This is a genomic window from Fibrobacter sp. UWOV1 (genome assembly GCF_900142495.1).
Classification (GTDB): domain Bacteria; phylum Fibrobacterota; class Fibrobacteria; order Fibrobacterales; family Fibrobacteraceae; genus Fibrobacter.
The window spans coordinates 140,747-164,474 of record NZ_FRBA01000005.1 but is presented as its reverse complement, the minus strand read 5'-3'; the positions used below and the strand labels follow the sequence as shown (position 1 = coordinate 164,474).

Here is a 23,728-nt window from a genome sequence, read left to right as displayed (position 1 = left end):
GGGGAGAAAATGAAAAAGATTTTGGGTAAAATTTTATTCTGCGATTTTTTGTCAGGCTCGGCCATTTTCTGCCTAGTGTGCCTGGTGGCGATTTTGGCGGCTGCAAGCAATGCCCATGCCGCTGCGAATTCTGGCGAGATTGCGATTAACCGTTACGTGTTCGCGGTGAGTGCGAATAACGGCGGTAAGGGCCGCCCGGTGCTGCGCTATGCCGAAAGCGATGCCCGCGCATTTGCCAATGTACTTTCGCAGATGGGTGGCGTGCCCAAGCAGAATGTGTATCGAGTGACAGAACCGAGTGTAGCGACCTTGCAAAGCCAGCTGGAATCTCTCGATAAAAAGCTTGCCACTGCAAAGTCTGCAAAAGGCGCCGACGCCAGTTCCCGCGAAGAAGTGCTGGTGTATTACAGTGGTCACGCCGACGAAAAGGGACTTCGCCTCGGTGAAGAAATTTATAGTTGGAAAGAATTCCGCAGGCGTGTGGATGCCTTGAATGCCGACGTGAAGATTGCCGTGATCGATGCTTGCGGCTCGGGTGCTATCACTCGCGCGAAGGGCGGTGTCGCTGTGCCTGCGTTCATGGTCGACAAGAGCAGCGACATGAAAGGCTACGCCTTTATCACCAGCAGCACTCAAGATGAATCTAGCCAGGAAAGTGACAAGCTCAAGGGTTCCTTCTTTACGCATTCGCTGGTGAGCGGCCTTCGCGGCGCAGGCGATGCAAGCGGGGACGGCAAGGTGACGCTTTCTGAAGCTTACCAGTTTGCCTTCAATGAAACTCTCCAGAAGACCGAAGCCACCATGGGTGGCGCCCAGCACCCCAGCCGCGACATGAACTTGGCGGGCACCGGTGACGTGGTGATGACGGATTTGCGCAGCACGAGCGCAGGCCTTGATTTGGACGAAGATGTAGACGGTCACTTGTTCATTCGCGACGAAAAGGGTGAACTTGTCGCCGAACTTTACAAGAAGTCCGGTCGCGCCATGAGCCTCGGGTTCCCTGCCGGCAAGTACAGCGTACGCTTGGAACGCCCTGCCGAATATAAGGATGCATCGATCACGCTTTATGACAACAACCGTGCGCGTCTCGGCAAAAAGCAGTTCACGGCGGTCGCTGTCGAAAAGACGGCTCTTCGCGGCGAAATCAAGAGCGAACGTTCTTGCGCTAATGGCGATACGGCAAAATGCTCCCTAGATTCGCTTGACCGCAACGGAGTTTCTCGCACGACGTTTGGTTTTTACGATCGCGACAATGACCCGCGCAAGGGCGTGCAATTGGGCCTCTTTGCCACCAAGACGAAAGACTACATGGTCGGTTCGCAGGTGAGCCTGTTCGTGAACAGCGCCGACAAGGATATGCGTGGCCTTCAGGTAACGGGCCTCTTGAATATCGCGAACGAAAATATCGACGGTGCGCAGATTTCGGGTACCGTGAACTATGCCGAAAGTGTCGATGGTCTGCAGCTGTCCTATATCAACTGGGCGTCTGAAAAATCCGAAGCGGCGCAAATCGGTTTTGTGAATGCCGCTCTCGATACCATGCGCTATTTACAACTGGGTTTTGTAAACGCTTCTGAATACAGCGGAACTCATGTTGGCTTTGTGAACGCGAGTGTTGGCTCCAAGGTACAGGTGGGCTTTGTCGATGCCGCTAAGAATGCCGATGTTCAAGTGGGCTTTGTCAATGTGGCAAAAGACAACGACGTTCAAGTCGGCTTTACGAACGTGGCGGTCAATTCCCGTGTAGGCGTGGGCTTTGTAAATGTGTCGGCTTGGGAGGGCGGCACGCAGGTGGGTTACGTGAATGTCGCTACCAAGTCCGAGGGTCGCCAGGTAGGTTTTGTGAACGTGTGCGGGCAATGCGAAAAGACTCCGGTGGGCTTTATTAGCGTGGTCGGTAACGGTGTATGGTCTGCTACCACCTCCTTGAACGAAATGGGAGCTCTGGATCTTTCACTCCACTTGGGTACGGCTTATTTCTACACGGCATTCCAAGTGGCCCGCCCCTTCGAAAAGGGTAACGGATTCAAGCACTTTGAAGACCGCTACGAAAGCGGCTACGGTATCGGTACGCAGTTCGGCAAGTACGGTAACCACTTTGAATTGGAATACATGCTCCTGAACGCCCACGAAGCTGTCTCGTTCAGCGACGATACGAATGAAAATTACCACCACCGCCTGCGTTTAGGCTTTGTGCACAAGCTGTTCCCGGGTGTCGGCCTTGCGGTAGGCGGTACGCTGAATGTGGTGACGCTTGGCTATGCGGACAAGCTCTGGCCGAAGCCTTGGAACAACTACCACGACGACTTTGGTAGTGAAAAGCATAAAGGCCGTTTCTGGCCCGGATTCTACTCGGGCATTACTGTGGGTAGGTTCTAAAAGAAAAATTATTCCGCGCAAAGTCTACCGAGCTCATCCTTCTTTTCGAGGATGGTATCGAGCTGGCTTTTGTAATCCATGTCGGTATTGTTGCGGAGCAATTCGGTAATTTCTGCAACCGGCGTATAAATCGGCGTGAGCGAGAGGTTGCCGAGGACACCCTTTAGCGCATGGGCTGCCTCGAAGGCGGCTTTCAGGTCTTTCGCGGCAATGGAATCCTTGAGCTTGTCGAAGTTGCCCTCGCCGGGAATGGTCGCCACGAGTTTCAGGTACAGCGCCTCGTTCCCGAAGCAGCGTGCAAGCCCCTCGGCGGTATTTGCCCCAAAAGCGTTCAGTTTTTCGATGGTAATCATGCGCCCCTCCGGCGTTCAAGTTCCTTTTCGATGAAGGGTACAAAGTCCTTCGGCGGGACCGGCTTCGAGAAGAAGTATCCCTGGATAATCTGGCAGCCCATTCCCTTGAGGGTATCGAGCTGCGACTGCGTTTCTACGCCTTCCGCTACGGCAGGAATCTTGAGGAATTTCGCGATGCCCACCACGAGTTCCACGAGCTTCAGGTTGCGTTCGTCCTTTTCCATGTTGCGCACGAACGACATGTCGATTTTCAGGATGTCGATGGGGAGCGTTGTGATCATATTCAGCGAAGAATATCCGGCGCCGAAATCGTCCATCTCGATGCGGAATCCCTTCTTGCGCAAGTTCTTGATGACTTCGATAAGGCGCTCCATGTTCTCGCAGTAGGCGCTCTCGGTCACTTCGAGCATGTATTCTTCCGGGGAAAGGCCGTTTTCTTCGAGAAGGCGCATAAGTTTCGTTTCCAGTTCCGGATCCAGAATGTCGATGCGGGACACGTTCACGGAAACAGGCACCGTTACGCCGAATTCGTCCTTCCATTTGCGAATTTGCTTTGCCACTTCGTTCCAGACAAAGTTGTCTACTTTTTGTATAAGCCCGTTCCCTTCGAACAGCGGAATAAAGTCGCCCGGACTGATGAATCCGAGTGTCGGGTGTATCCAGCGGATAAGGGCTTCGGCGCTGGTGAGTCGCGGAATGTCACCTTCGATGTTAAACTTGGGCTGGTAATAGACAACCAGGTTCTTGTTGTCTATGGCGCTTTGCAAGTCGCGGATGAGTGTTTCCTCGAACATGTAGCGGGAATGCATCTCGTTGTTGTAGCGGGTAAACGCCTGGGTCAGGTCGCCACGGTTCTTGTCGCAGGCGGCTTTTGCGCGGTCAAACCAGGCCTCGATTTCCACGTTGCGGTCTACGTTTTCCCAGAGGCCAAAGCGCACGCGGATGTGGTTCACCTCGAAAAATTCTGTAAGGATTCCCTGGACTATGTTGCGGATGTTGTCGTAATTTTCCTGGTGCGTCGCAAAGATGTAGAAGGTGTCTGCGTCTGCACGGCAGGCGATGGCGTTCATGGGGGCGAGTTCATTCTTGAGCGCGCTACCGATTTCTGCAAGCAGGCGGTCGCCAAAGTCCCTTCCGCAGAACTCGTTCACCAAATGGAACTGCTCGATGTCGAAGACGATTGCGTCGCGCGGGATGTCCCTGCTCCACAGTTCTATCTGGCGGATGTATTCAAAGAAGTAGTCCTTGGTGTAGAGGCCGGAAATATGATCGCGCTCCGTCTGGCGGATAATGTCCTGGTCTTCGAAGAGTTCGATGATTCTTTCGCAGCGGGCGAGCACCACTTCGGGCATGTCGAAGGGTTTGGCGATAAAGTCGGCGGCGCCCAGCTTGAGGCTGCGGACTTCGGATTCCTTTTCGGAGGTCATCACGATGACCGGGATGCGCTTGAGTGTTTCGGTGGTTTCTCTTTTTTTCAGGAATTCAAACCCGTCCATCACGGGCATGAGCAGGTCGAGCAGGATAAGCGAGAACCGCTTGTCTTGCCTGGAGAGTGCTGCGAGGGCTTCCTTGGCGTTGTCGGCGTATTCGACCTCGTAGTTCACAGAAAGGATGTTACCCAGAATTTCTCGGTTTACCACCTCGTCGTCTACGATTAGGACATGTCTCTTGACGGTAGTGATCTGGCGTAGTTTTTTCATTGGAGAAAACTCCTTTTATCCGTGAATAAATATATGTAAAAAGAAATAAAAAGGTATCGGATTGTGCGACAAAGCAATTTTTTTAGATATCTTTAAAACAGAATTACTAGAATACGAGGTCCCCATGTTCGGTCGACACCTTCCCCTGAGCGAACAGGCTTTGCAAGTTATCGAGCAGATCGGCGAAGATATGCCGGGTGGCTTTTTTATTTACAAGGCGACTGCGGCCATCAGGGCCATGACGACCTATGCAAGGAGAATCCCCATCGTGGCGATGACCGCGAACGCCTTTGCAGACGACATCCGCAAGGCGAAGGAAGTCGGCATGAACGACCATATCTCCAAACCGCTGGACTTTAAGGAACTTGCAAAAATTTTGCAGAAGTGGATAAGGGTGTAGCGTTATGTTGTCTGAAAAACGCAAAAAATTGTCCGTTTTGAGTGCGTGGGCGCTCTCCTTCGGTTGTGCCGTAGGCTGGGGTGCATTCGTGATGCCCGCGACAACGCTCCTGCCGATTGCGGGCCCCCTGGGAACAGTTATCGCCCTTGTGCTTGGCGCCGTGCTGATGGGTGTTGTCGCCTACAATTTCCACATCATGATGAACCGCATTCCCGGCACGGGGAGCGTATTCTCCTTTACCAAGCAGCTTTTCGGCTACGACCATTCCTTTCTTTGCACCTGGGCTACGGCCCTTGCGTACCTGGCGGTATTGTGGGCCAATATGTCGGCTTTTGTGCTGTTTATCCGTTTCTTGTTCGGACCCGTACTGCAAAGGGGCTTCAGTTATACCATCATGGGCTACGAGGTCTGGGCAGGCGAGCTGTTTACCACGCTTGCAATTATACTTCTGTTCGGGTTCATCAGTTGCAGGAACACCAACGTGCTGCGCCTGGTGAATACGGTGCTTGCCCTCATATTCTTTGGCGGTGTGGTCAGCCTGTTTGCAATTATTGCCTGCAAGGGCGGGATTGATTTCTCGGATATGGGCCCGGCCTTTGCGACGGCGGGAGTCGCGAGGGACCATTCCCCCCTGATGCAGATCGTGAACGTGCTGGTGCTTGCCCCCTGGGCTTTTGTAGGCTTTGGCGTGGTGAGCTTTGCCTCTTCCACCTATGACTTCAAGCCAAAATACGGTTTCGCCATCATGGTGGCGGCTCTTGCAACCGGAGCGATCGTCTACGCCCTCATAGCTCTTCTTTCGGTTTCGGCAAACCCTGCTGGATCCGGCAATTGGGAAACCTATTTTACCAACCTGAAGAACCTCAAGGGCATTGAATCAGTCCCGGTATTCCACGCCGTTTTCAAGACCCTCGGTAACGGCGGCATTGTGCTGCTTGCCATCACCGTCATGGCGGCCATTTCCACAAGCCTTCTTGGACTTTACCGTTCGCTCGGGCGCATGTTCATGAGCCTTGCCAACGATTCCGTGATGCCGGCTTGGTTCGGGCATATCAACCGTCACGGCGCCACCAACTACGGCATTATCTACGTGATGCTCCTTTCCTGCATTATTCCGTTCTTCGGGAGAACGGCCATCGGCTGGATTGTGGACATCACCTCCATCAGTGCATCTATCATTTACCTGTATGTTTCTGCGGGAATAGTGAAAATTGCCCGCAGTGAAACCGGCAGACAAAAGACAGTGCTGAACTTTACCGGAATCCTGGGTGTCGTAATATCCGCCTTCTTCTTTTTCTTCCCGCTTACGCCGACGCTTTGGAACATGAACACCATCGCTACGGAATCCTTCATGATTCTGATGGCGTGGAGCATTGTGGGGTTCGTCGTTTACAGGGCCGTGTTCATGCGCGACCAGGAGAACCGTTTCGGTAAGTCGGCCATCATGTGGGTGACCATGCTGTTCATATTGCTGTTCTCGGCGGTGATGTGGGAACGCCAGGTCACCAACGACGAGGCCGAGAAAGTCATTGTGCATATCAGCGAGTTCCATACGGATCTGCATAAAAAGATGCATATTCCCATGACCGAAGCCCAGGTGGTACAGGAAAAGGACTTCATGGAAGAGCAGATGGACCTTGTCCGTGATTCCCAGCTGAAGAACAATTTGGTAGAAACGCTCTTCATTATCCTGTGCATTTTCATCGTGGTGAACATCTACCGCACGCAGCAGCAACGTGAACAGAAACTGGACCACGAAAAGCATATTGCCGAGGAATCCAACAGGGCAAAGACCATTTTCCTTTCGAACATGAGCCACGACCTGCGCACGCCCATGAATGCCATTATCGGCTACACCAACCTGGCGCGCAAACCGGAGGCGACCCCCGAGCAAATCCAGAAATACCTGACCAAGATCGATTCTTCGAACATGTACCTGATGGCCCTCATCAACGACATGCTCGAAATGAGCCGCATCGAAATCGGGAAGATGGAACTGGAAGAGCGGCCCACCGACCTGCGCAAAATGATGGACGAAATCCGCGATATGTTCGAGGCGCAGATGGTGGGCAAGAACATCGCCTTTGCCGTGAAATACGACGGCCTCAGGAACCCGGTGGTGCTCTGCGATAGGAACCGCATGAACCGCGTGATTCTGAACCTGGTCAGCAACGCATTCAAGTTTACTTCGGAAGGCGGGCACGTTTCCGTGACTCTCGCCGAAAAGGAATGCATCGAAGAGGGCAAGGCCGCGTTCGAAATCCGCGTCAAGGACGACGGTATCGGTATTTCGCCCGAGTTTGCAGACCGCGTGTTCGATGCCTTTGAGCGGGAACGCGTCTCGACTATCAGCGGCGTGCAGGGTACGGGCCTCGGGCTTGCCATTGCAAAGAACGTGGTGTCGTTGATGGGCGGGACAATCAAGTTTGAATCGACAGTCGGCAAGGGGACGGAATTCTTCGTGAATGTGGTACTGAAGACGGCCGCAGGCACGGATGTTCCCGAAGGCGGCGAGCGCAATATCTCCATCGCAGCCAAGGCGGATTTCACGAACATGCGCCTATTGCTGGTAGAAGACATGGAAGTGAACCGCGAGCTTGCAAAAATCATTCTCGAAAGTCTCGGGTTCAAGGTCGAGATGGCGGTAAACGGCAAGCAGGCGGTCGAGATGGTGGAGAAGAACCCTGCCGGTTACTACAACGGGATTATCATGGATATCCAGATGCCCGTGATGGACGGCTGCGAGGCGAGTCGCCAGATTCGATCGCTCTCCGATAAGAAGAAGGCGGAAGTTCCCATTATCGCCATGACCGCGAATGCCTTTGGCGATGACCTCAAGAAGTCGAAAGAAGCAGGAATGAACGCGCACTTGGCAAAGCCCATCGATGTCGGCATGCTCACGGAAACACTTGCGCAGTGGGTGCGGTAAAGCTTTAACAGGACAATGTTATGGAAACGAAAAAAAGAATCGGAATTGTCGGTGTCGCTACTATCGTGGCTCCCATCATCGTTATCATCCTTGTGCTGGGGACAATCTTCACGGGTCGCCATGCGAGCGGGGATACGGAAAAGGCCGTGCGCAACGTGACGCTCCTCTTTATGAACGAACTCGCGAACCGCCGCGAACAGGTGGTGGCGTCGAAATTGAACGGCTACATCAACGACCTGGATGTGGCGGTGGGCCTGCTTTCAAAAGAAGACCTCGCTAGTACCGCAAGCTTGCAGAGCTACCAGCTCCGCATGAAGCAACTGTACGGTCTAGAAAAGTTCGCCTTCGTGGACACTACGGGTCTCATCTACACATCCCGCGGTACGCGTACCGACATTGATCTCTATAATTTCGATTACAGGACCCTGGCAAAATCCGAAATTTCATTAAAGAAAAACAGTGAAGAAAAGAAGACTGTTGTCATTGCCGTGCCTGTGGACCGTCTTGCCTTTAATGGTCGGGTTTTGGTCGTGTGCTTCATGGAAATCGACATGAACCGCATGCTGGAAGGTATTTCGCTGGAATCCGACCGGCAGGGAATTACATTTTGCAACATCTACTCGAAGGCAGGCAATTCGCTTACGAACCTGATGCTAGGTGGGCTTGCGAGCGGCGACAATCTGCTTGCCGCCATGGAAAAAGCCAGCTTCGAAAAGGGGTTCTCCATGGAAAAGATGCGCTCCGACTTCGCGAACCACGAGGCGGGCGTCGTTTCCTTCGAGTATAACGGCATCCGTGAAACCATGTACTATGTTCCCATCCATTCTACGGACTGGATGCTGACCTACCTTATCCGCGAAAGCGTCATCTCTGAACAGATCGGTTCCATTTCGGAAGACATTTTGGAACGCAGCCTTCTGCTATCCGGAATTATCGCGCTAGTGCTCTTGATCGTGTTCCTGTTCCTCTTCATGCAAATCAGGCGTACCTCTCAACTCAAGTTAGAAAAAGAGGTGGCCGATGCCGAAAGCCGCATCAAGCAGGAAAAACTGGAAGAACAGCTTGCGCTCCAGCAGAAGTTGGTGGAAGAAGAACGCAAGAGGAACGAACAGCGTAACATGATTACCGCGCTGGCCTCGGATTACCGCAGCGTCTACTATCTGAACCTGGATACCGGAATGGCAATATGCTACCGCAAGGACGGCACCGTTCCGGCACCTTTCAAGGAAGGGGACGAAATCGGCTACCTGGAAAGTTTCAAAACCTATGCCGAAAAGTTTGTCGCACCGGAATCTCGCGAAAAGTTCCTCGCCTTTATACAGCCCGAAAACGTGCGCGCGGGTGTCGCGAAGAACAAGATCTATACCTTGCGCTACCTGGCAAACCATGGCGGCAAGGAAAGTTACGAAATGCTGCGCATGGCGGGCGTGCACAATGCCGGCGACGCCCCGGATGCACCGCTCCGCATTGTAGGTTTCGGATTTTCCGATATCGACGAGGAAATGCGCGATTCCCTTGCCAAGAACCAGGCGCTTTCCGATGCGCTCAAGACGGCAGAAGAGGCGAGCAAGGCGAAGACCATATTCCTCTCCAACATGAGCCACGAAATCCGCACGCCCATGAACGCGATTATCGGCCTCGACAGCCTTGCGCTGCACGAACCCGAGATTTCGTCGAAGACGCGCGGCTACCTGGAAAAGATCGGCTCCTCCGCAGAACACCTGCTGAGCCTCATCAACGAGATTCTGGACATGAGCCGCATCGAGAGTGGCCGTACCAAGATCAACAGCGAGGAGTTCTCGTTCCCCAAGCTTTTGGAGCAGGTGAACACCATCATCGATGACCAGAGCCGCACCAAGGGCCTGAACTATTCGTGCCATGTGGCGGGCAGTCTGGACGACCACTACGTCGGCGACGTCACCAAGATTCGCCAGATTCTCATCAACATCCTGGGCAATGCGGTCAAGTTCACCCCGAAGGGCGGAAACATCGACCTCAACGTGGAAAAGATTGCTGCGTTCGACAACAAGTCCACGCTCGTCTTCAAGATTAGCGATACCGGTATCGGCATCAGCAAGGAATTCCTGCCCAAGATTTTCGACACGTTCACCCAGGAAAACGCCACCACGGCTTTCAAGTACGGCAGCAGTGGCCTCGGCATGGCGATTACCAAGGGTATCGTCGACATGATGAACGGCAAGATCGATGTGGAAAGCGAAAAGGGCAAGGGGACCACGTTCTGCGTGACGCTCACCCTCAACGACAGCATGCGCAAGCAGGCGACCGACGACGAAATCGAAATCCACCCGAGCGAAATGAGCGTGCTGGTGGTGGACGACGACGAGATTGCCCTGGGGCACGCGAAACTCGTGCTCGGCAAGGCGGGAATCCTCACCGACACGGTGCTTACGGGCAAGGAAGCGGTGGAGATGGCAAAACTCCGCCACGCGAGACGCGAGCCCTACAACCTGATTGTGGTTGACTGGCAGATGCCCGAGATGAACGGCATTGAGACGGCGCGCGAAATCCGCAAGGTGACCGGCGACGAGTCCGCCATTATCATATTGACGGCCTACAACTGGGACGACATCCTGGACGAGGCCCTGGCAGCCGGCGTGGACTGCTTCATTTCTAAGCCCTTGTTCTCGGGAATCCTGCTGGACGAATTCAAGAACGCCCTCCGGCGCAAGAAAGAACACACCTCGCTTGCGAAGAACAAGGCGGAACTTGCCGGAAAGCGGGTTCTCCTTGCCGAAGACATGGATGTCAACGCGCAGATCATGATGGAAGTGCTGAAGATGCGGGACTTGCAGGTGGAACTGGCCGTAAACGGTCGCAAGGCCCTGGAAATGTTCCGCGACCATCCCGAAAGTTATTACGATGCCATCCTTATGGATGTGCGCATGCCCGAAATGGACGGTCTGGAAGCGACAGCCGCCATCCGCAAGCTGGATCGCGATGACGCCAAGAAGGTTCCCATTATTGCGCTCACGGCAAACGCCTTTGACGAAGATGTGCAGCGGAGCCTGCAGGTGGGCATGAATGCGCACCTGAGCAAGCCGGTAGAACCCGACGTACTCTTTGAGACGCTCGAGGAATTGCTGTAATCCATATTTTTTTAGGTGAAGGTAACACATTTCGTTCCCTCGGGTGTTACAATGGCAAATAGGGCCTCCTATTTGCTATTTTTGAGAGAACGCGAGCTATTTTGAAACGTTATATTGAAATTTTTGCTTTGTTGCTGGCTATGTTGAGTGTAGCCGCCGTGGCACAAGAACCTGTGCCCGATTCGCTTGCACCCCAGGGAATCACTTTTAACGGAATCGTGCAGGATTCCTCCTTTGCCGCGGGTGAAAAACTCAATGTCGAAATCCTGGAGTCGGGCGAGGCGCTGCAAACCACCGTGGGCGCGCCTTTTAGCGTGGTGCTCCCCGAAGATACGCTCTGGAACATTTGTGTTACGAATTCCGATACGGCGGGCGCCGAAAAAGAAAAATGCTACGAACTCAAGTACATTGGCGCTGAACGCAGTTTCTCGCAAGCGCTTGGCGAGGCTTTTGCAGAACCCGATTCTATAGTAGAAGGGGAAGGCCTTCCCCTCGCTGCTGCCGCTGACACGGCATCCGCTACCCCTTCTAGCGGGGGCGGGGACGCCCCGCAACGCCCCGACTCGCTTGCAAAAGATACTTTGGCAGAAGATTCCGCGAATAAAGACGTCAATGTGGATGCGCTCCTTGCAGGCGGCGACAACGCCAAGGTGACCGAACTCAAGAAAGTCGTGGTGCAGTTGCGCCGTCGCCCCAAGCGTAAGCCCGGCGAATCTGTAGTGTCGGCTAAGTCCATCAAGCGTATGCCCAGCCTCGCCGAAGCCGACGTTATCAAGAGCATCCAGGCGCTCCCGGGCGTGGTCGCCAGCTCCGATTTTAGCTCCAAGATTTATGTGCGCGGTGGCGCCGCCGACCAGAACCTCTTCCTGTTCGACAACGCTGTTGTTTATTCGCCGGTGCATTTCTTCGGGCTGTTCAGTACCTTCCTGGTCGAAGGCATCGATGACGTGCAATTCTACAAGAGTGGATTCCCGGCGCAGTACGGTAACCGTTTGAGTTCCGTGCTCAAGATGGATGGCCGCGCAGGTGGTCAGGATACCGTTGACGAATGGTTCAGCAAGTCCAGTATCAAGATCAGTACGTTTGCGGCGCAGGTTCATACTGAAGGCCACAAGGGGCCTGTTCGCTGGGTTCTCGCGGGCCGTACCACTTACATCGGTTACATGCTCGACTTGATGAACGCCCTTGACGTTATTGACTTGTCGTTGGATTATGAATTTACCGACTTGCAGGGAACGCTCATGTACGACTTTAGCGACGACACCCGCATGAAATTCAGTTATTATGTCGGTAAAGACCGCTTGAGTTTTGATCCGCTCTATATGGACTGGGGCAACGTGGCGATTCCGCTCGGATTTTACCACCGCTTTAATGGCGACTGGGACTACAACGCGACCCTTGCCTTCAGCGAATTTTATCAGACCATGAAAGTGAGCGACCTCATGTCGATTGAGATGTACCTTTATACATTCGCAGGCAAGCAGTGGGTCAATTACCGCGGCATTCCGAACCATACGCTCACTGCGGGTTACGAACTGGAATACGACTACGAACGTTATGGCGAACAAATGTCTACGCTTAGTATTGCCGATATTCAAAAACCGTTCCACCATGTGGGTTACCTGCAAGATGCCTGGAAACTTGCGCCCGATTACTTGTTGCAATATGGCTTGCGCTTTAATTACCAGACGGCCGCAGAACATTTTGGCGTAGAACCCCGTGCGTCGCTCAGTGTCAATATCGATGACGACAAGACGGTGGAATTCTATGGTGGCTACTACCTGCAGTATTTGAACTCGATTGTCTATACCGACCAGGAAACGCTAAACGAATTCTACTATCCGGCGACTACGACTACCAAGGGCAAGCACATCAAGCCGGCTTCTTCTTGGCTGTTTGCGGCCGAATACAGCCAGCGTGGCATTATGGAAGACTACGACGCCACCGTGGGTGTTTACTACAAGACTCAAAGTAACTTGAATACGTTTGTGGCAGTCCTCGACAGTAACGAAGAAACGGCTTCGGACGACTTTGTGGTGGCAGATGGATTCGGTACGGCGGAAGGCTATTCTTTCGGTTACGAACTTTCGCTCCGTAAAGATAAGGGCTGGTGGTTTGGCGGTATAAACTGGAGCCAGAGCATTAGTGTCATGAAGGTGGACGATGGTACCAAGCCCTATTTCCCGAGTTGGCACCAGCCCTACGCCCTCAAGATGGATCTGGGTATCAACTGGCGCGGCCCGGAAGATGCGTTGACCGTACACCCGACACAGAAAGATATGTATGTGAGGTCTTCTGTGATTATGAAATATTCGGCGGGCATGCCCATTAGCGAATACAAGGGTTACTACATCTCGGAACACCTCGGTCATCAGGAATATTCCGACGAAACGGTCGTGGTGCCGGGAAGCCGCAATGGCGCCCGTCAGACAGATTATTTCCGTATCGATGTGAAGGCGATTGACATCGGCCGCGAAGGCAAGTGGAACTTTAGTTGGACGATTATCAACTTGACCGATCATGAAAACATGTTCTTTACATTCTACGATACGGGCAAGAATCCCCCCGAAAAAACGGAGATTACACAGTTCCCGTTCTTGCCGATTATGCTCAGTTACGAGTATTATTTCTAGAATTTTGTATAACGTGGTGACAAGGATTGCGGAAATTTTCTATAGTTCCTGTTACTATGGAACGCGAAACCTTTAAATCAAGACTCGGATTTATCCTCATTGCCGCCGGTTGCGCCATTGGCCTGGGCAACGTGTGGCGATTCCCTTACATTGCCGGCCAGTACGGCGGAGCGGCCTTTGTGCTCCCGTACCTCGGCTTCCTGCTTTTCCTGGGCCTGCCCATCTTGATGGCTGAACTCGCCCTGGGTCGTGGAGGCCGAAGCGGTATCGCCCGCGCCTTCGACAACCTGGAACAGCCGGGTACCAAGTGGCACTGGGCCAAGTTCCCGCTGATTTCGGCCAACTATATATTAATGGCCTTCTACTCGGTGGTTACTGGCTGGATGTTCTATTACTTCTACAAGATGGTGACCGATCCCAAGTTCCTCTTGGGCACTCCTGATGAGATTGCGTCCGGCTTCGGCGAAATGCTTTCGAATCCGGGCCTCATGATTTTCTGGATGACGGTTGCCATTGTCATTGGCCTCTTTATCGTGTCGCTTGGCCTTCAGAAGGGTGTGGAACGCATCACCAAGATCATGATGATCTGCTTGCTTGTCATTATGGTGATTCTTGCGATTCGCGCCGTGACGCTCCCCGGCTCTACGGCTGGCCTCGAATTCTACCTGTTGCCGTCTTTGGAACGCCTTACGCAATCGGGCAAGGGTCTGGGCGAGGCTATCTTTGCCGCCTTTGCACACGCCTTCTTTACCTTGAGCCTCGGTATCGGTAGCATGGCTATTTTCGGTAGCTACATCGGAAAGAATCATTCCCTGGCAAAAGAAGCCACGAGCGTCTGTATTCTTGATACCGTCGTCGCCTTGGTCGCGGGCGTCATTGTGATTCCCAGCTGCTTTGCCTTCAACCAGTCTCCTGGTCAGGGCCCGGGCCTTATCTTCGTGACGCTTTCTAACGTGTTCGCCATGATGCCTGCCGGTAGATTCTTCGGTGCCGCATTCTTCCTGTTCATGTCGTTTGCGGCCATGTCTACCTTGATTGCCGTTTTCGAAAACCTGGTGTCGTTCTGGATGGACCTCAAGGGATTCAAGCGCCGCAAGGTCGCCTATTGGAACATCTTGATCGTATTCCTGCTTTCGCTCCCCTGTGCCCTCGGCTTCAACATGCTTTCGAGCTTTGAACCGTTCGGCCCCGGCAGCTGCGTTCTGGACCTCGAAGACTTTATCGTGAGCAACACCATGCTCCCGGCTGGTGGCATGTTCATCGCCATCTTCTGCTCTAGCCGCTATGGTTGGGGTCAGGAAAAGTTCTTTGCCGAAATGAATGCCGGTAAGGGTTACAAGATCCCTTACAATGCCGCCTTCAGAATCTACTTCAAGTGGATTTTGCCGGCTCTCGTTTCGATCCTCTTGATTCAGGGATACCTTTCCAAGTTTGCACCGGAACTCTGTGCAAAAATCTTTGGATAAGTCAATTCGATGCGACGAAGAACCGCTCCCTAAAAAGGGGCGGTTTTTTTTGTGAAAATTACTTGCGGTGGGTAACACTTTTTAGGGGTTTGGGTGTTCTAATTATGTAAATTTGAAGGACCCGATGAAGAATAAACTTGCAATCTGTTGCTCTTTGCTTTTGACCGCATTGTTCCTTGCGGCCTGTAGCGACTTTCATGGCCCCTGGGATTACTATCCTGAAAAGCGCGACGTGTACACGGGTATTTTCACTTACGGCACCATTGTGGCTGACGAAAATCCCGAAATCTGTTTTTCGAAAATCTATGAACTCGACGAAACGTCTTCTAAGGATTTTGCCTTTTATGATAGCGCCTACGTGACGGTGAAGGGCTATTTTAAAAGGACTACCAACGACGAAGATGTTGATACGACAATTGTTTTGTGGGCCTATAGAGACAAGCCGAATTGTTTTTCTTCGGATTACATGGGCGTGGTGGGCAAGTCCTACACCATGGATGCGTACTTTGAATGGGATAGTTCAGGCCATAAGGCTAAATCCAGGTACACGGCCGAGGCGACTATTCCGACTCCTGTAAGGATCAAGGGGTTGAATGTTCCTTTGCAAAATGGGGACTACGAGTGGCTCCCTTATGACGAAAAGAATCCTGAATTTAGAGTTAAGTTTCTGGAATTTCCGATGGATATGGAATTTGTCAAGTGTGCGGTGGATTTTGATCGCGAAGTAGCGGGTGCCATTTCGATTTTGCGTTACGGTATCAAGAATGCGGAATCGCAGAAGACCACTATTAATAACATGCTTAAAGGCTTTACAAGCGAAGATGACGAAGGGTATCGCGGTATTGCGATGCACGATCCGCTTGAAAGACGTGAGAATTTGGGCTTTTCCATGAACCGCTGGGTTGGCGGTTACAACATGCTCGATACGCTTTACCTGATGAACATGATGATGCCTTTGGGCGAAATCTATGTGGATTTCTATTCCACCGATGCGGCCTATGTCGATTACGAAACGAAGGTGACGGAGTCGTTCAATGATTCGCGTGTTGTTCCGGAATCAAACATCAAGAACGGTATGGGCGTGTTTAGCGGTATGTCCAAGACAACTATTAGCTTGTATGTGGAAGGCAACGGTGTTAGCATGAGTCATATTGCTTTAAGCAATTGCGATAATGCCAGTGGTGACAACTCCGATAGCTGGGATTCGAGAGGGTGCAGGTTGTATCAGGATGTTGCCTGCGCTTCTTTAGACTATGAATATGATGGTTATTATGACGATTTGATATCGCTGAATGAACGTGCGTATAAGGAATATAGGGATTCAGTCCATAACCGGCATCTAAAGACTTGCTATGCCTCGCACGTGAAGGCCGCCATGATGCTCGATACGACCAAGTGGTCGCTGTTCTTGCCCGACACGATTGGCGAAGGTGAAAAGTTTATGGCCTATTCCGATGGACTCAAGCGTTACTGCGTGGCGAGCAACTTTGAAAACAATAAAATTGCCGACTGTTACGGATTGTATCAGCAGTGTATCGAAAGTCCGGAAAAAAACAGCTGCAAGGAATATTTGTGGTTGTGGTGTGCAGACCGTGGCTGGCCCGATATGGAACAGTGCAAGAGTGCGCTTGTTAGCCGCTATTATTTGCAAGAGCAAAAGTCCAGCATTCTCCAGCGCAAAGTTCAGAATGTTTGCAATTATTATCACCCCGCTATTTGTGACAACTGGTGCGAAAAGCAGAAAGACGGCCACATGAAATGCCAGTAATTATTCAATATTGAAGGTCTTACCCGAAAGCATCAGGCGAATCGCATTCGAAAGGGTAGTCTTGTTTGTGAGTTTGTCTGTATCGACGTCTTTGTTTTTGCCGCCGATGTCAAAGGCGAGTGTGGCGCCTTTGTCGGTTACGTTCATCTCAACCTTTGCACCCATGACGAGCGGCAGGTTTACGTCGTCGTGACCGGCGGGGAACCCACACATGACAGGAATGTCGTATTTCTTGAGGTAGCTTGAAAGCATGGCTTCGGTGCTTTCGTAGTCGAGATCGGTGCCGGAATCTACGAATTCGCCGAGAATCACGCCACGTACATTTTCCATGACACCGTGCAACTCGATGGAATGGAACATGCGGTCGATGTTACGCAGGTTCTCGCCGATTTCTTCCATGAACAAGATGATTCCGTCGTTCTGGAAAACGTCGATGTCGCTTGCGCCGATGAGCGGTACGAAGGTGGTCATGTTGCCGCCCACGAGAATGCCTTCGGCTTTGCCCTTCTGGTTATACTTGTGCTTGGGGACTTTGTAAGTCGGCACTTCGCCCTTGAGCAAGTCGCGTAGGAGTGTGCTGTTGTCGTCTTTGCCTGCGGTTTTGGCGATGCTGGAACTCATGGTGCCGTGAATGCTCATGACGCCAGCCTTGGTCTGCATGGCGTGTAGCGTGGTGATGTCGCTATAGCCAATAAGCCACTTGGGATTTTTTTTCACGAGTTTCGGGTCAATGAGGTCGACCAGTTGAATGGTGCCGTAGCCGCCGCGGTTTGCAAGGATTGCCTTGATGCTTGTGTCCTTGAGGGCGGCGATAAAGTCATCGGCGCGTTCTTCGGCGGTGCCAGCGTATTTGCCAGCATCGAGTTTGTCTACATTCTTGCCGATAACGGGCGTGAATCCCCAGTCCTTGATGACGTCGGCGGTCTTTTGAATGTTGGAATCGGGAGTGGTGTACGAGGGCGAAATCAAGGCGATTTTGTCGCCTTTCTTGAGGAAGGCCGGCGCGTCGCATTCGGCGAGCGGAGCCGTTTTTTCGCCGGGCCATTCTATGGGGTCAGTAGAGCCGTGGTCGCTACAGGCGGAAAGGAAACATAGGGCAACAATAGCACTGAAAGTGCAAATTTTTTTAATATCCATAATCACCTTCTTAATTTTGTAAACATAAATATACCTTGAAGGCCGGTTCATGTCAATTAAAAAGGGGCGGAATGGGGCGCCGGATGGGGCCAAACGCTAAAGTTTTTTTGATATATCGGTAACACTTTTGTTTTGGCCGGGTGTTTTAATTATGTAATTTTGATGTCTCACTTATTGCGGAAAGTTATGAAACGACTGAAATTATTACCGTTGACGCTTGTCGTGATGCTCCTTTCGGGAGTGGCGTTTGCCGACCGCGACGCCGAAATTCGCGATTTGAAGCTGGAAAAAGACAAGCTGAATTCCGAAATCCAGAAATTGAACCGCCAGATTGCCTCGACCGATTCGATGCTCAAGGCGGACGATTCCCGCTACAAGACGTTGCAGGCCCGCTACAAGGCTGACACGGAACGCCGTCGTAGCGAAATCGATACCTTGAATGCGAAAATCAAGAACGTGGCCGCCGAACTCCAGACAGAGCGTGGCAAGCAGGCCCGCGCCAAGAACAAGAGCGACAATGTGGCCGCCAAGCGCAAGGCCCTGCGCGAAGAACTCGCTGGCATCAGCAAGCGATTAGAGGCGCAAGTCGCGCAGACGCTCCCGTGGGAACGCGAAAGCAGGCTTGACCGCGTCAAATCGCTTACCCGCGATATCGAAAGCGGTAACGCCAGCGAAGAAGAAGCCTTTTCTCGCCTGAAGTCGCTTATTGCCGAAGAAACCAAGTTCGGTGACGAGGTGGCAATCATCAACAGCCCGCTGACCCGTAAAGACGGTGAACTCATTAATGCGTCGATTCTGCGCATTGGTAACCAGTGGATGGTTTACAGCGACGACAACGGTACCGTTTTCGGAACGCTTGTGCGCAAGATAGTGGACGGCAAGATTGTTTACGAATGGAACGAAGACTTGAATCTGGAAGAACGTGCTGCGGTAAAACTCGCGCTCGACGTGAAGCAGGCGAAAAAGCCGCCTCAGGTCGTGAAACTGCCCGTAAGCCTTTCTGTGGTGGGGAGTGAAAGATAATGTTTAATGTGAAAATGTGTAATGGTGTCATCCTGAGCGAAGCCCGTCAGGGCGCAGTCGAAGGATCTAGAGCATTTTTGTTTGCGTCAATCCTGTTCCTCTCGGCATCTTCTGCATTTGCGTGGCCGTGGTCGGGTTCGGGCGAAAGCAAGGCCTCTGCCGAAGACCAGGCACGAATCAAGGATTCCCTGCAGACCGAAGAAGTTCGCAACTTGCAGCGCGAAGTAGAAGCTTTGACCCGCATTCGTCTGCAGAAGGCTGATTCGCTAGAAAAGCTTGAAGCCGAACACTGGCGCAAGCGTTATGCCGAATCCCAGTTGACCGAAGAACATCAGGCCGCCTCGCGCGAACTGGATGCCCGCTATTCCAAGCTCTCGACCGATCTTGGCCGCGTGAGCGAAGAAGTGGCGGCCAGCAAGAGCCTGACCGAAGAAGCCGAAGAGCGTGCGCAGTCCGAAGAATCGGCCTACGAGGCATTGAATACGCAGGTGAAACTTTCGATCGACAAGACGCTTGGCGATGCCATGGGCGATTACCCGGTGGGCATGAATGGCCGCCTGATTCGCCTGAAGCAAGCTTCTAACGAAGCCGAAAAGGCGACGCCGAATACGATTGGTGCGGTGCAGAGCTACATGGACGATTTGCTGATTCGCCATGAGCTGACTTATACGCAGTTCTATGGCCGCGAAACTTCGCAGGTGGGGAGCCGCCCCGATGTGAACGTGAACCGCTTGCGCCTGGGTACCGTGTTCCTCGGCGAAGTCGCGCAAGATAACGGCGACGTGCAGGCATTGCTGCGCTCTGGCGCCTTGCAGGGCAAGGTGTTTGAATGGAATGCGGCGCTCCCGCCCGAAATGGCTGGAAACGTGAAGCAGGCTGTGGTGCAGGCAGGTTCTGCTGGCGAAACTGCTTCGCCGACGGTCGTGATTCCGCTGGATGTGCTCCAGAATAAGGCAATCAAGAATGCGATTACCGATACCAAGGAACTCACGATGACTGAACAGTTCAAGGAATTCTTCAAGAAGGGCGGTATCGTGATGTACCCGCTCATGCTGGTGGCGATCTTTGCGTTGCTCCTTTGCCTGGAACGTTTCTTGGTGCTGACTTTCCGCGGACATTTGGGCCGCCGCTTCCTCAAAAAGTTGAATGCACTCGTGAAGGAATCCCGTTACGAAGATGCCGCAAACCTTTGCCTGAAAAAGGAAACAAGCCTTTCGCTGGTGCTGTTTGCAGTGCTGAACCGTGCCCGCGACAAGCGTGAAGATGCCGAACGCTCGCTGCAAGAAGCGATGTTGCGTGAACAGCCGAAATTGGAACGTCGCATGGGTCTGTTGGCGGCCATGGGGACGATTGCCCCGCTGCTTGGCTTGCTCGGAACGGTGACCGGTATCATTACGCTCTTTACCGTGATTACCGAAGTCGGTACGAACGACGCCCGCGTCTTGGCTGGCGGTATTTCCGAAGCCCTGGTGACTACGGAAACGGGCCTTGTGATTGCCATTCCGGTGATGATTTTACACGGCCTTTTGAGCGAAAAGATAGAAAAGGTCACGAGCGAAATGTATGTGCAGAGCACCTCGCTGTTGAACAGGATTTTCGGGAAGAAGGATTAAACGTCATTGCGGACGAAACAGTAAACGTCATTGCGAGCGAAGCGAAGCAATCTATGAGCAATACGCATTACATATTCCTGGAATCTCTGCAGAACACTTACCAGGCGGGTGGCGTGGTCATGCTCCCGATTCTCTTGGCAGGCGTTATCGGATTCTACTTTCTGTTTTCGAGCTGGTTCCGTATCGGGAGTGATTTCTTCCGTGCCGACATTCACAGGGTCATCAAGCGCATGCGTCTTGACTTGAACGGCGGTAACGAAGAATACGAAAAGAATGCCGAACCCCCGAGCGTCGAGAAGGCATTACGCAGGCTCCGCAAGCGTGGCGGACTTTTGGGCCGCGAATTGAGCTATGCGATTGATGTGGCAAAGAAAAATCCCGAAGGATTCCGCGACTACATGCAAGTGCGCATGATGAAAACGGTACGCTACATGGAACAAGGAAACCACATTGTGTCTGTGATGGCCACGGCTGCGCCGCTCCTGGGGCTTCTTGGAACCGTGACGGGCATGGTCTCGACTTTTGAGGTGATTACGCTTTACGGAAACCAGAACCCAGTGCTCATGGCCGATGGCATTTCCGAAGCGTTGATTTCGACGCAGAGTGGCTTGCTTGTCGCATTCCCGCTTACGCTCTTGAAACAGCGCCTGGATGAACGTGTTGAAATTTTGCGCCAGAAGATGGAACTCGGCGCGACTGTGATAGAGAATTATTTTGTGGAGAGTAAGTGCCCGTGATTCGTCATTGCGAGGCTTCGGAAGAAGCCGTGGCAATCCAGGAATGAAGGAATTGTATTATGGAATTCAACTTACCGAGAAGAAAGCAGAAAGACATGGGCATCGAAATGGGCCCGCTGATGGATATCGTGTTCATCTTGCTCATTTTCTTTGTGGTGACGTCTTCGTTTACGCGTGAAACGGGTGTTGACGTGACTAAGCCGCAGGCACAGTCTGCAAGCCAACTCGAAAAGGAAAACTTGCTGATTGCCATTACCCGCGAAGGCACGATTCACATGAACGAACGCCAGGTGGATTTGGCGAGCTTGCAGGATATCTTGAAGCAGTCGCTTGCAAAGGCTCCGGATCGCGAGGCGGTCGTGATTGCGGATAAGGGCGCCGAAACGGGTGTGCTTGTGCAGGTGATTGACATGTGCAACTTGGCTGGAGTCAAGAAGGTTTCGATTGCGGCGCAGGCGGAGTGACACGTAGTGTCATCCTGAGCTATACGAAACTTAGAACTTTAGTTCTGTAGTTGAGTTAGGTTCGCAGGAGCACGCGGAGCGCGTCGAAGGATCTAAGTAAGATTTTTTTTGATTGTATGTTTAGATATTTGAAAAAAATATTCAAGCGTTTTAGCATTTTGCTTGCGGCGGTTCTCGCGAGTATGCTTCTCGTGTTCTCGGTGACGATGGCGAACTTGTTCCTGACGGGCAAGGTGTTTCACGAAAAGAAATACAACAAGACCGAAATAGCCATCAAGAAAGTAGACGAAGTCGAGAAAAAGGTGGAAAAGAAAAAGCCCGCACGCAAGCCGAATCGCATGAAGTCGAATTCCCGCTCGCCCAAGGCGGGCCCGCGCTTTGCGATGAACTTGGGAGCTGCCTCAGGTAACGGTGGCGCAGCCGTCAGCCGCGACTTGGTGGCCGATTTCCGTGGCGGCGCGCTCTCGACGGAAAAAGGCGATGTGGACAAGAAACCCGAAAGCCGCAGCATGGCGAATTTCCAGGTGCCGCCCAAGATTCGCGACAACGAAATCGATGCGACGCTCCGACTCAGTTTTTGCGTGGATGTCAGCGGCAAGGCTTACGACATCAAGGTCCTGGAAGAATCTCCTGCTGGCTCTGGGCTTGCGCAGGCCGGTCGAGAGGCTCTTGGGCGCATGACGTTTAGCCCTGCCGAAAAGGCGGGCAAGGCGGTGCCCTTCTGTGGCATGGAACAACCGTTCGAAGTGAAGTTTAGGGACTGATGCGATGTGTAGTGTGTAATGTGGAATGGAAAGTAATGTATGGTGTCATCCTGAGCGGAGTCACGAAGTGACGTAGTCGAAGGATCCAATGGAATTTATGAATTTGTTCAAATTGATAAATATTTTTTATGAATTGAGACGAGGCTTGCGTGGGCATCTCACTGCCTATAATTCTCGTAGTCTCGTTGCCCGCGGTTCCTTGCTAGTCGCCTTACTCTTCGCAATACCTGCTTTCGCGGCGCAGTCCGCGTATGATTTGATGGAACGTGCGAATGCCCTTTACCGCGACGGAAAATTCAAGCAGGCCATTATGCTTTACCGCAAGGCTGAATCTCGCGGCGCGGACCCCGTCGCGACCAGTTTCAACATCGCGAACAGCTATTACCAGCTAGAAAAGTTGCCCGAGGCCGCCGCCACTTACCGCAAGGCGATTGATTTTTCGAATGGAGCATTTTCGCCCGCGCTCTTCAACATGGCGAGCGTGTATTTTCGACTCAAGCAGTATCCGGAATGCGTGGCGGCGTATCACCGCGCGTTGAAACTGGAACCGGAAAATGTTTCCGGTTGGCTTTACTTAGGCGAAGCCTACAGTAAAACCGGCGACGCGGTCGGCGCCCTGCGTGCCATCGAAAAGGCATACCAGCTCGACAAAGAAGACATCAGCATCGTGTACCAGCTTTCCGAAGCGAATATTTCGCTTAACGATTTTGAACGCGCCGTTGCCGTGATCCGCGAAGGCTATGCCGCCCACCCCGAAGAAATCGACTTCCTGGTTTATCTAGGTGACGTTTACCGTCTGAACAAACAGTACGAAGAAAGTGCTGCCGCCTACCGCGAAGCGTTGGGGGTGCGCCCCGATGACCCGGCGACCATGTACAAACTCGCCGATGTTCTTGCCGAAGACAACAAGCCCTTTGTCGCGATGGATGTGCTCAACAATCTCACGCAAATCAAGCCCGACTTTAGCGATGCCGCCATCTTCCTCGGGAACCTAGCCTACGACGCCAAATTCCTTGACCGCGCCGAATCCGCCTACGAGCTTGCCGCAAAGCAGGGTAACGCCGAAGCCGTATTCGGCTACAAGAACATGGCCTACGATGCCCACGCTCAAAAGCGCGACGACGAAGCCTTGCGCTTGTTGCGCGCTGCCCAGAGCTACTTCCCGGACGATGTCACCCTGCAGGCCGACATTCTGGAATTAGAGCGAAAATAAATGGCTAGCCCTAAAAAGGGGCTTTTTTCAAAGGCAATATTT

The 23,728-nt window shown here is 52.6% G+C and carries 16 protein-coding genes; 13 read left to right on the top strand and 3 right to left on the bottom strand.

Going from position 1 to position 23,728, the window contains the following annotated elements:
- Positions 1-9: 9 nt before the first annotated feature.
- A complete protein-coding gene (locus BUC02_RS08905) occupies positions 10-2,379 on the top strand; it encodes a caspase family protein (RefSeq protein ID WP_073321522.1) in 2,370 nt (789 codons plus the stop codon).
- Between the two features lie 8 nt (positions 2,380-2,387).
- Here the strand turns inward: BUC02_RS08905 and BUC02_RS08900 are convergent, their stop codons facing one another.
- Together BUC02_RS08900 and BUC02_RS08895 are read right to left on the bottom strand one after the other, a co-directional pair.
- On the bottom strand, positions 2,388-2,732 hold the full coding sequence (locus tag BUC02_RS08900; protein WP_073321519.1) for an Hpt domain-containing protein: 345 nt from the start codon (positions 2,730-2,732) through the stop codon (positions 2,388-2,390).
- On the bottom strand, positions 2,729-4,432 hold the full coding sequence (locus BUC02_RS08895) for a putative bifunctional diguanylate cyclase/phosphodiesterase (RefSeq protein WP_073321516.1): 1,704 nt from the start codon (positions 4,430-4,432) through the stop codon (positions 2,729-2,731). The genes BUC02_RS08900 and BUC02_RS08895 overlap by 4 nt, the downstream gene beginning before the upstream one ends.
- Positions 4,433-4,556: 124 nt before the next feature.
- On the opposite strand from BUC02_RS08895, the gene BUC02_RS08890 reads away from it, so the two are divergent.
- The 6 genes from BUC02_RS08890 (at position 4,557) to BUC02_RS08865 (ending at position 16,735) form a co-directional block, all read left to right on the top strand.
- On the top strand, positions 4,557-4,832 hold the full coding sequence (locus tag BUC02_RS08890; protein WP_073321513.1) for a response regulator: 276 nt from the start codon (positions 4,557-4,559) through the stop codon (positions 4,830-4,832).
- 4 nt (positions 4,833-4,836) lie between these two features.
- Positions 4,837-7,761 carry an amino acid permease gene (locus tag BUC02_RS08885; RefSeq protein WP_073321510.1) on the top strand — a complete coding sequence of 975 codons (2,925 nt, stop codon included), beginning with the start codon at positions 4,837-4,839 and terminating at the stop codon, positions 7,759-7,761.
- 20 nt (positions 7,762-7,781) lie between these two features.
- Positions 7,782-10,868 carry a response regulator gene (locus BUC02_RS08880; RefSeq protein ID WP_073321506.1) on the top strand — a complete coding sequence of 1,029 codons (3,087 nt, stop codon included), beginning with the start codon at positions 7,782-7,784 and terminating at the stop codon, positions 10,866-10,868.
- A gap of 158 nt (positions 10,869-11,026) precedes the next feature.
- Positions 11,027-13,501, top strand: a complete 2,475-nt coding sequence (locus BUC02_RS08875; protein WP_254794170.1) for a TonB-dependent receptor plug domain-containing protein — start codon at positions 11,027-11,029, stop codon at positions 13,499-13,501.
- Positions 13,502-13,557: 56 nt separating this feature from the next.
- On the top strand, positions 13,558-14,967 hold the full coding sequence (locus BUC02_RS08870) for a sodium-dependent transporter (protein WP_073321499.1): 1,410 nt from the start codon (positions 13,558-13,560) through the stop codon (positions 14,965-14,967).
- Positions 14,968-15,091: 124 nt separating this feature from the next.
- Complete coding sequence (locus BUC02_RS08865; RefSeq protein WP_139261084.1) at positions 15,092-16,735, top strand: hypothetical protein; 1,644 nt, start codon at positions 15,092-15,094, stop codon at positions 16,733-16,735.
- Here the strand turns inward: BUC02_RS08865 and BUC02_RS08860 are convergent, their stop codons facing one another.
- The gene (locus BUC02_RS08860; protein ID WP_073321492.1) at positions 16,736-17,872 is read right to left on the bottom strand and encodes a S66 peptidase family protein; all 1,137 of its coding nucleotides are present in this window, start codon (positions 17,870-17,872) and stop codon (positions 16,736-16,738) included. It lies immediately after the preceding gene.
- A gap of 186 nt (positions 17,873-18,058) precedes the next feature.
- On the opposite strand from BUC02_RS08860, the gene BUC02_RS08855 reads away from it, so the two are divergent.
- The 6 genes from BUC02_RS08855 (at position 18,059) to BUC02_RS08830 (ending at position 23,686) form a co-directional block, all read left to right on the top strand.
- A complete protein-coding gene (locus tag BUC02_RS08855) occupies positions 18,059-18,895 on the top strand; it encodes a DUF3450 family protein (RefSeq protein ID WP_073321489.1) in 837 nt (278 codons plus the stop codon).
- Positions 18,895-20,508 (top strand): MotA/TolQ/ExbB proton channel family protein, encoded by a 1,614-nt coding sequence (locus BUC02_RS08850; RefSeq protein ID WP_254794169.1) that lies wholly within the window; start codon positions 18,895-18,897, stop codon positions 20,506-20,508. Before BUC02_RS08855 ends, BUC02_RS08850 begins: the two co-directional genes overlap by 1 nt.
- A gap of 53 nt (positions 20,509-20,561) precedes the next feature.
- The gene (locus BUC02_RS08845) at positions 20,562-21,245 is read left to right on the top strand and encodes a MotA/TolQ/ExbB proton channel family protein (protein WP_073321486.1); all 684 of its coding nucleotides are present in this window, start codon (positions 20,562-20,564) and stop codon (positions 21,243-21,245) included.
- A 59-nt stretch (positions 21,246-21,304) separates the two neighbouring features.
- Positions 21,305-21,709, top strand: a complete 405-nt coding sequence (locus BUC02_RS08840; protein ID WP_072798016.1) for an ExbD/TolR family protein — start codon at positions 21,305-21,307, stop codon at positions 21,707-21,709.
- A gap of 182 nt (positions 21,710-21,891) precedes the next feature.
- Positions 21,892-22,473 (top strand): energy transducer TonB, encoded by a 582-nt coding sequence (locus BUC02_RS08835; RefSeq protein ID WP_254794167.1) that lies wholly within the window; start codon positions 21,892-21,894, stop codon positions 22,471-22,473.
- Between the two features lie 145 nt (positions 22,474-22,618).
- Positions 22,619-23,686 (top strand): tetratricopeptide repeat protein, encoded by a 1,068-nt coding sequence (locus BUC02_RS08830; protein ID WP_371340981.1) that lies wholly within the window; start codon positions 22,619-22,621, stop codon positions 23,684-23,686.
- Positions 23,687-23,728 lie beyond the last annotated feature (42 nt).

Excerpts from the sequence above, each read along its gene's own strand:
- BUC02_RS08865 (WP_139261084.1), top strand. The coding sequence starts at position 15,092 with ATGAAGAATAAACTTGCAATCTGTTGCTCTTTGCTTTTGACCGCATTG.
- BUC02_RS08895 (WP_073321516.1), bottom strand. The coding sequence starts at position 4,432 with ATGAAAAAACTACGCCAGATCACTACCGTCAAGAGACATGTCCTAATC.
- BUC02_RS08870 (WP_073321499.1), top strand. The coding sequence starts at position 13,558 with ATGGAACGCGAAACCTTTAAATCAAGACTCGGATTTATCCTCATTGCC.
- BUC02_RS08905 (WP_073321522.1), top strand. The coding sequence starts at position 10 with ATGAAAAAGATTTTGGGTAAAATTTTATTCTGCGATTTTTTGTCAGGC.
- BUC02_RS08880 (WP_073321506.1), top strand. The coding sequence starts at position 7,782 with ATGGAAACGAAAAAAAGAATCGGAATTGTCGGTGTCGCTACTATCGTG.
- BUC02_RS08850 (WP_254794169.1), top strand. The coding sequence starts at position 18,895 with ATGTTTAATGTGAAAATGTGTAATGGTGTCATCCTGAGCGAAGCCCGT.
- BUC02_RS08855 (WP_073321489.1), top strand. The coding sequence starts at position 18,059 with ATGAAACGACTGAAATTATTACCGTTGACGCTTGTCGTGATGCTCCTT.
- BUC02_RS08860 (WP_073321492.1), bottom strand. The coding sequence starts at position 17,872 with ATGGATATTAAAAAAATTTGCACTTTCAGTGCTATTGTTGCCCTATGT.
- BUC02_RS08900 (WP_073321519.1), bottom strand. The coding sequence starts at position 2,732 with ATGATTACCATCGAAAAACTGAACGCTTTTGGGGCAAATACCGCCGAG.
- BUC02_RS08890 (WP_073321513.1), top strand. The coding sequence starts at position 4,557 with ATGTTCGGTCGACACCTTCCCCTGAGCGAACAGGCTTTGCAAGTTATC.
- BUC02_RS08835 (WP_254794167.1), top strand. The coding sequence starts at position 21,892 with ATGCTTCTCGTGTTCTCGGTGACGATGGCGAACTTGTTCCTGACGGGC.
- BUC02_RS08885 (WP_073321510.1), top strand. The coding sequence starts at position 4,837 with ATGTTGTCTGAAAAACGCAAAAAATTGTCCGTTTTGAGTGCGTGGGCG.
- BUC02_RS08845 (WP_073321486.1), top strand. The coding sequence starts at position 20,562 with ATGAGCAATACGCATTACATATTCCTGGAATCTCTGCAGAACACTTAC.
- BUC02_RS08840 (WP_072798016.1), top strand. The coding sequence starts at position 21,305 with ATGGAATTCAACTTACCGAGAAGAAAGCAGAAAGACATGGGCATCGAA.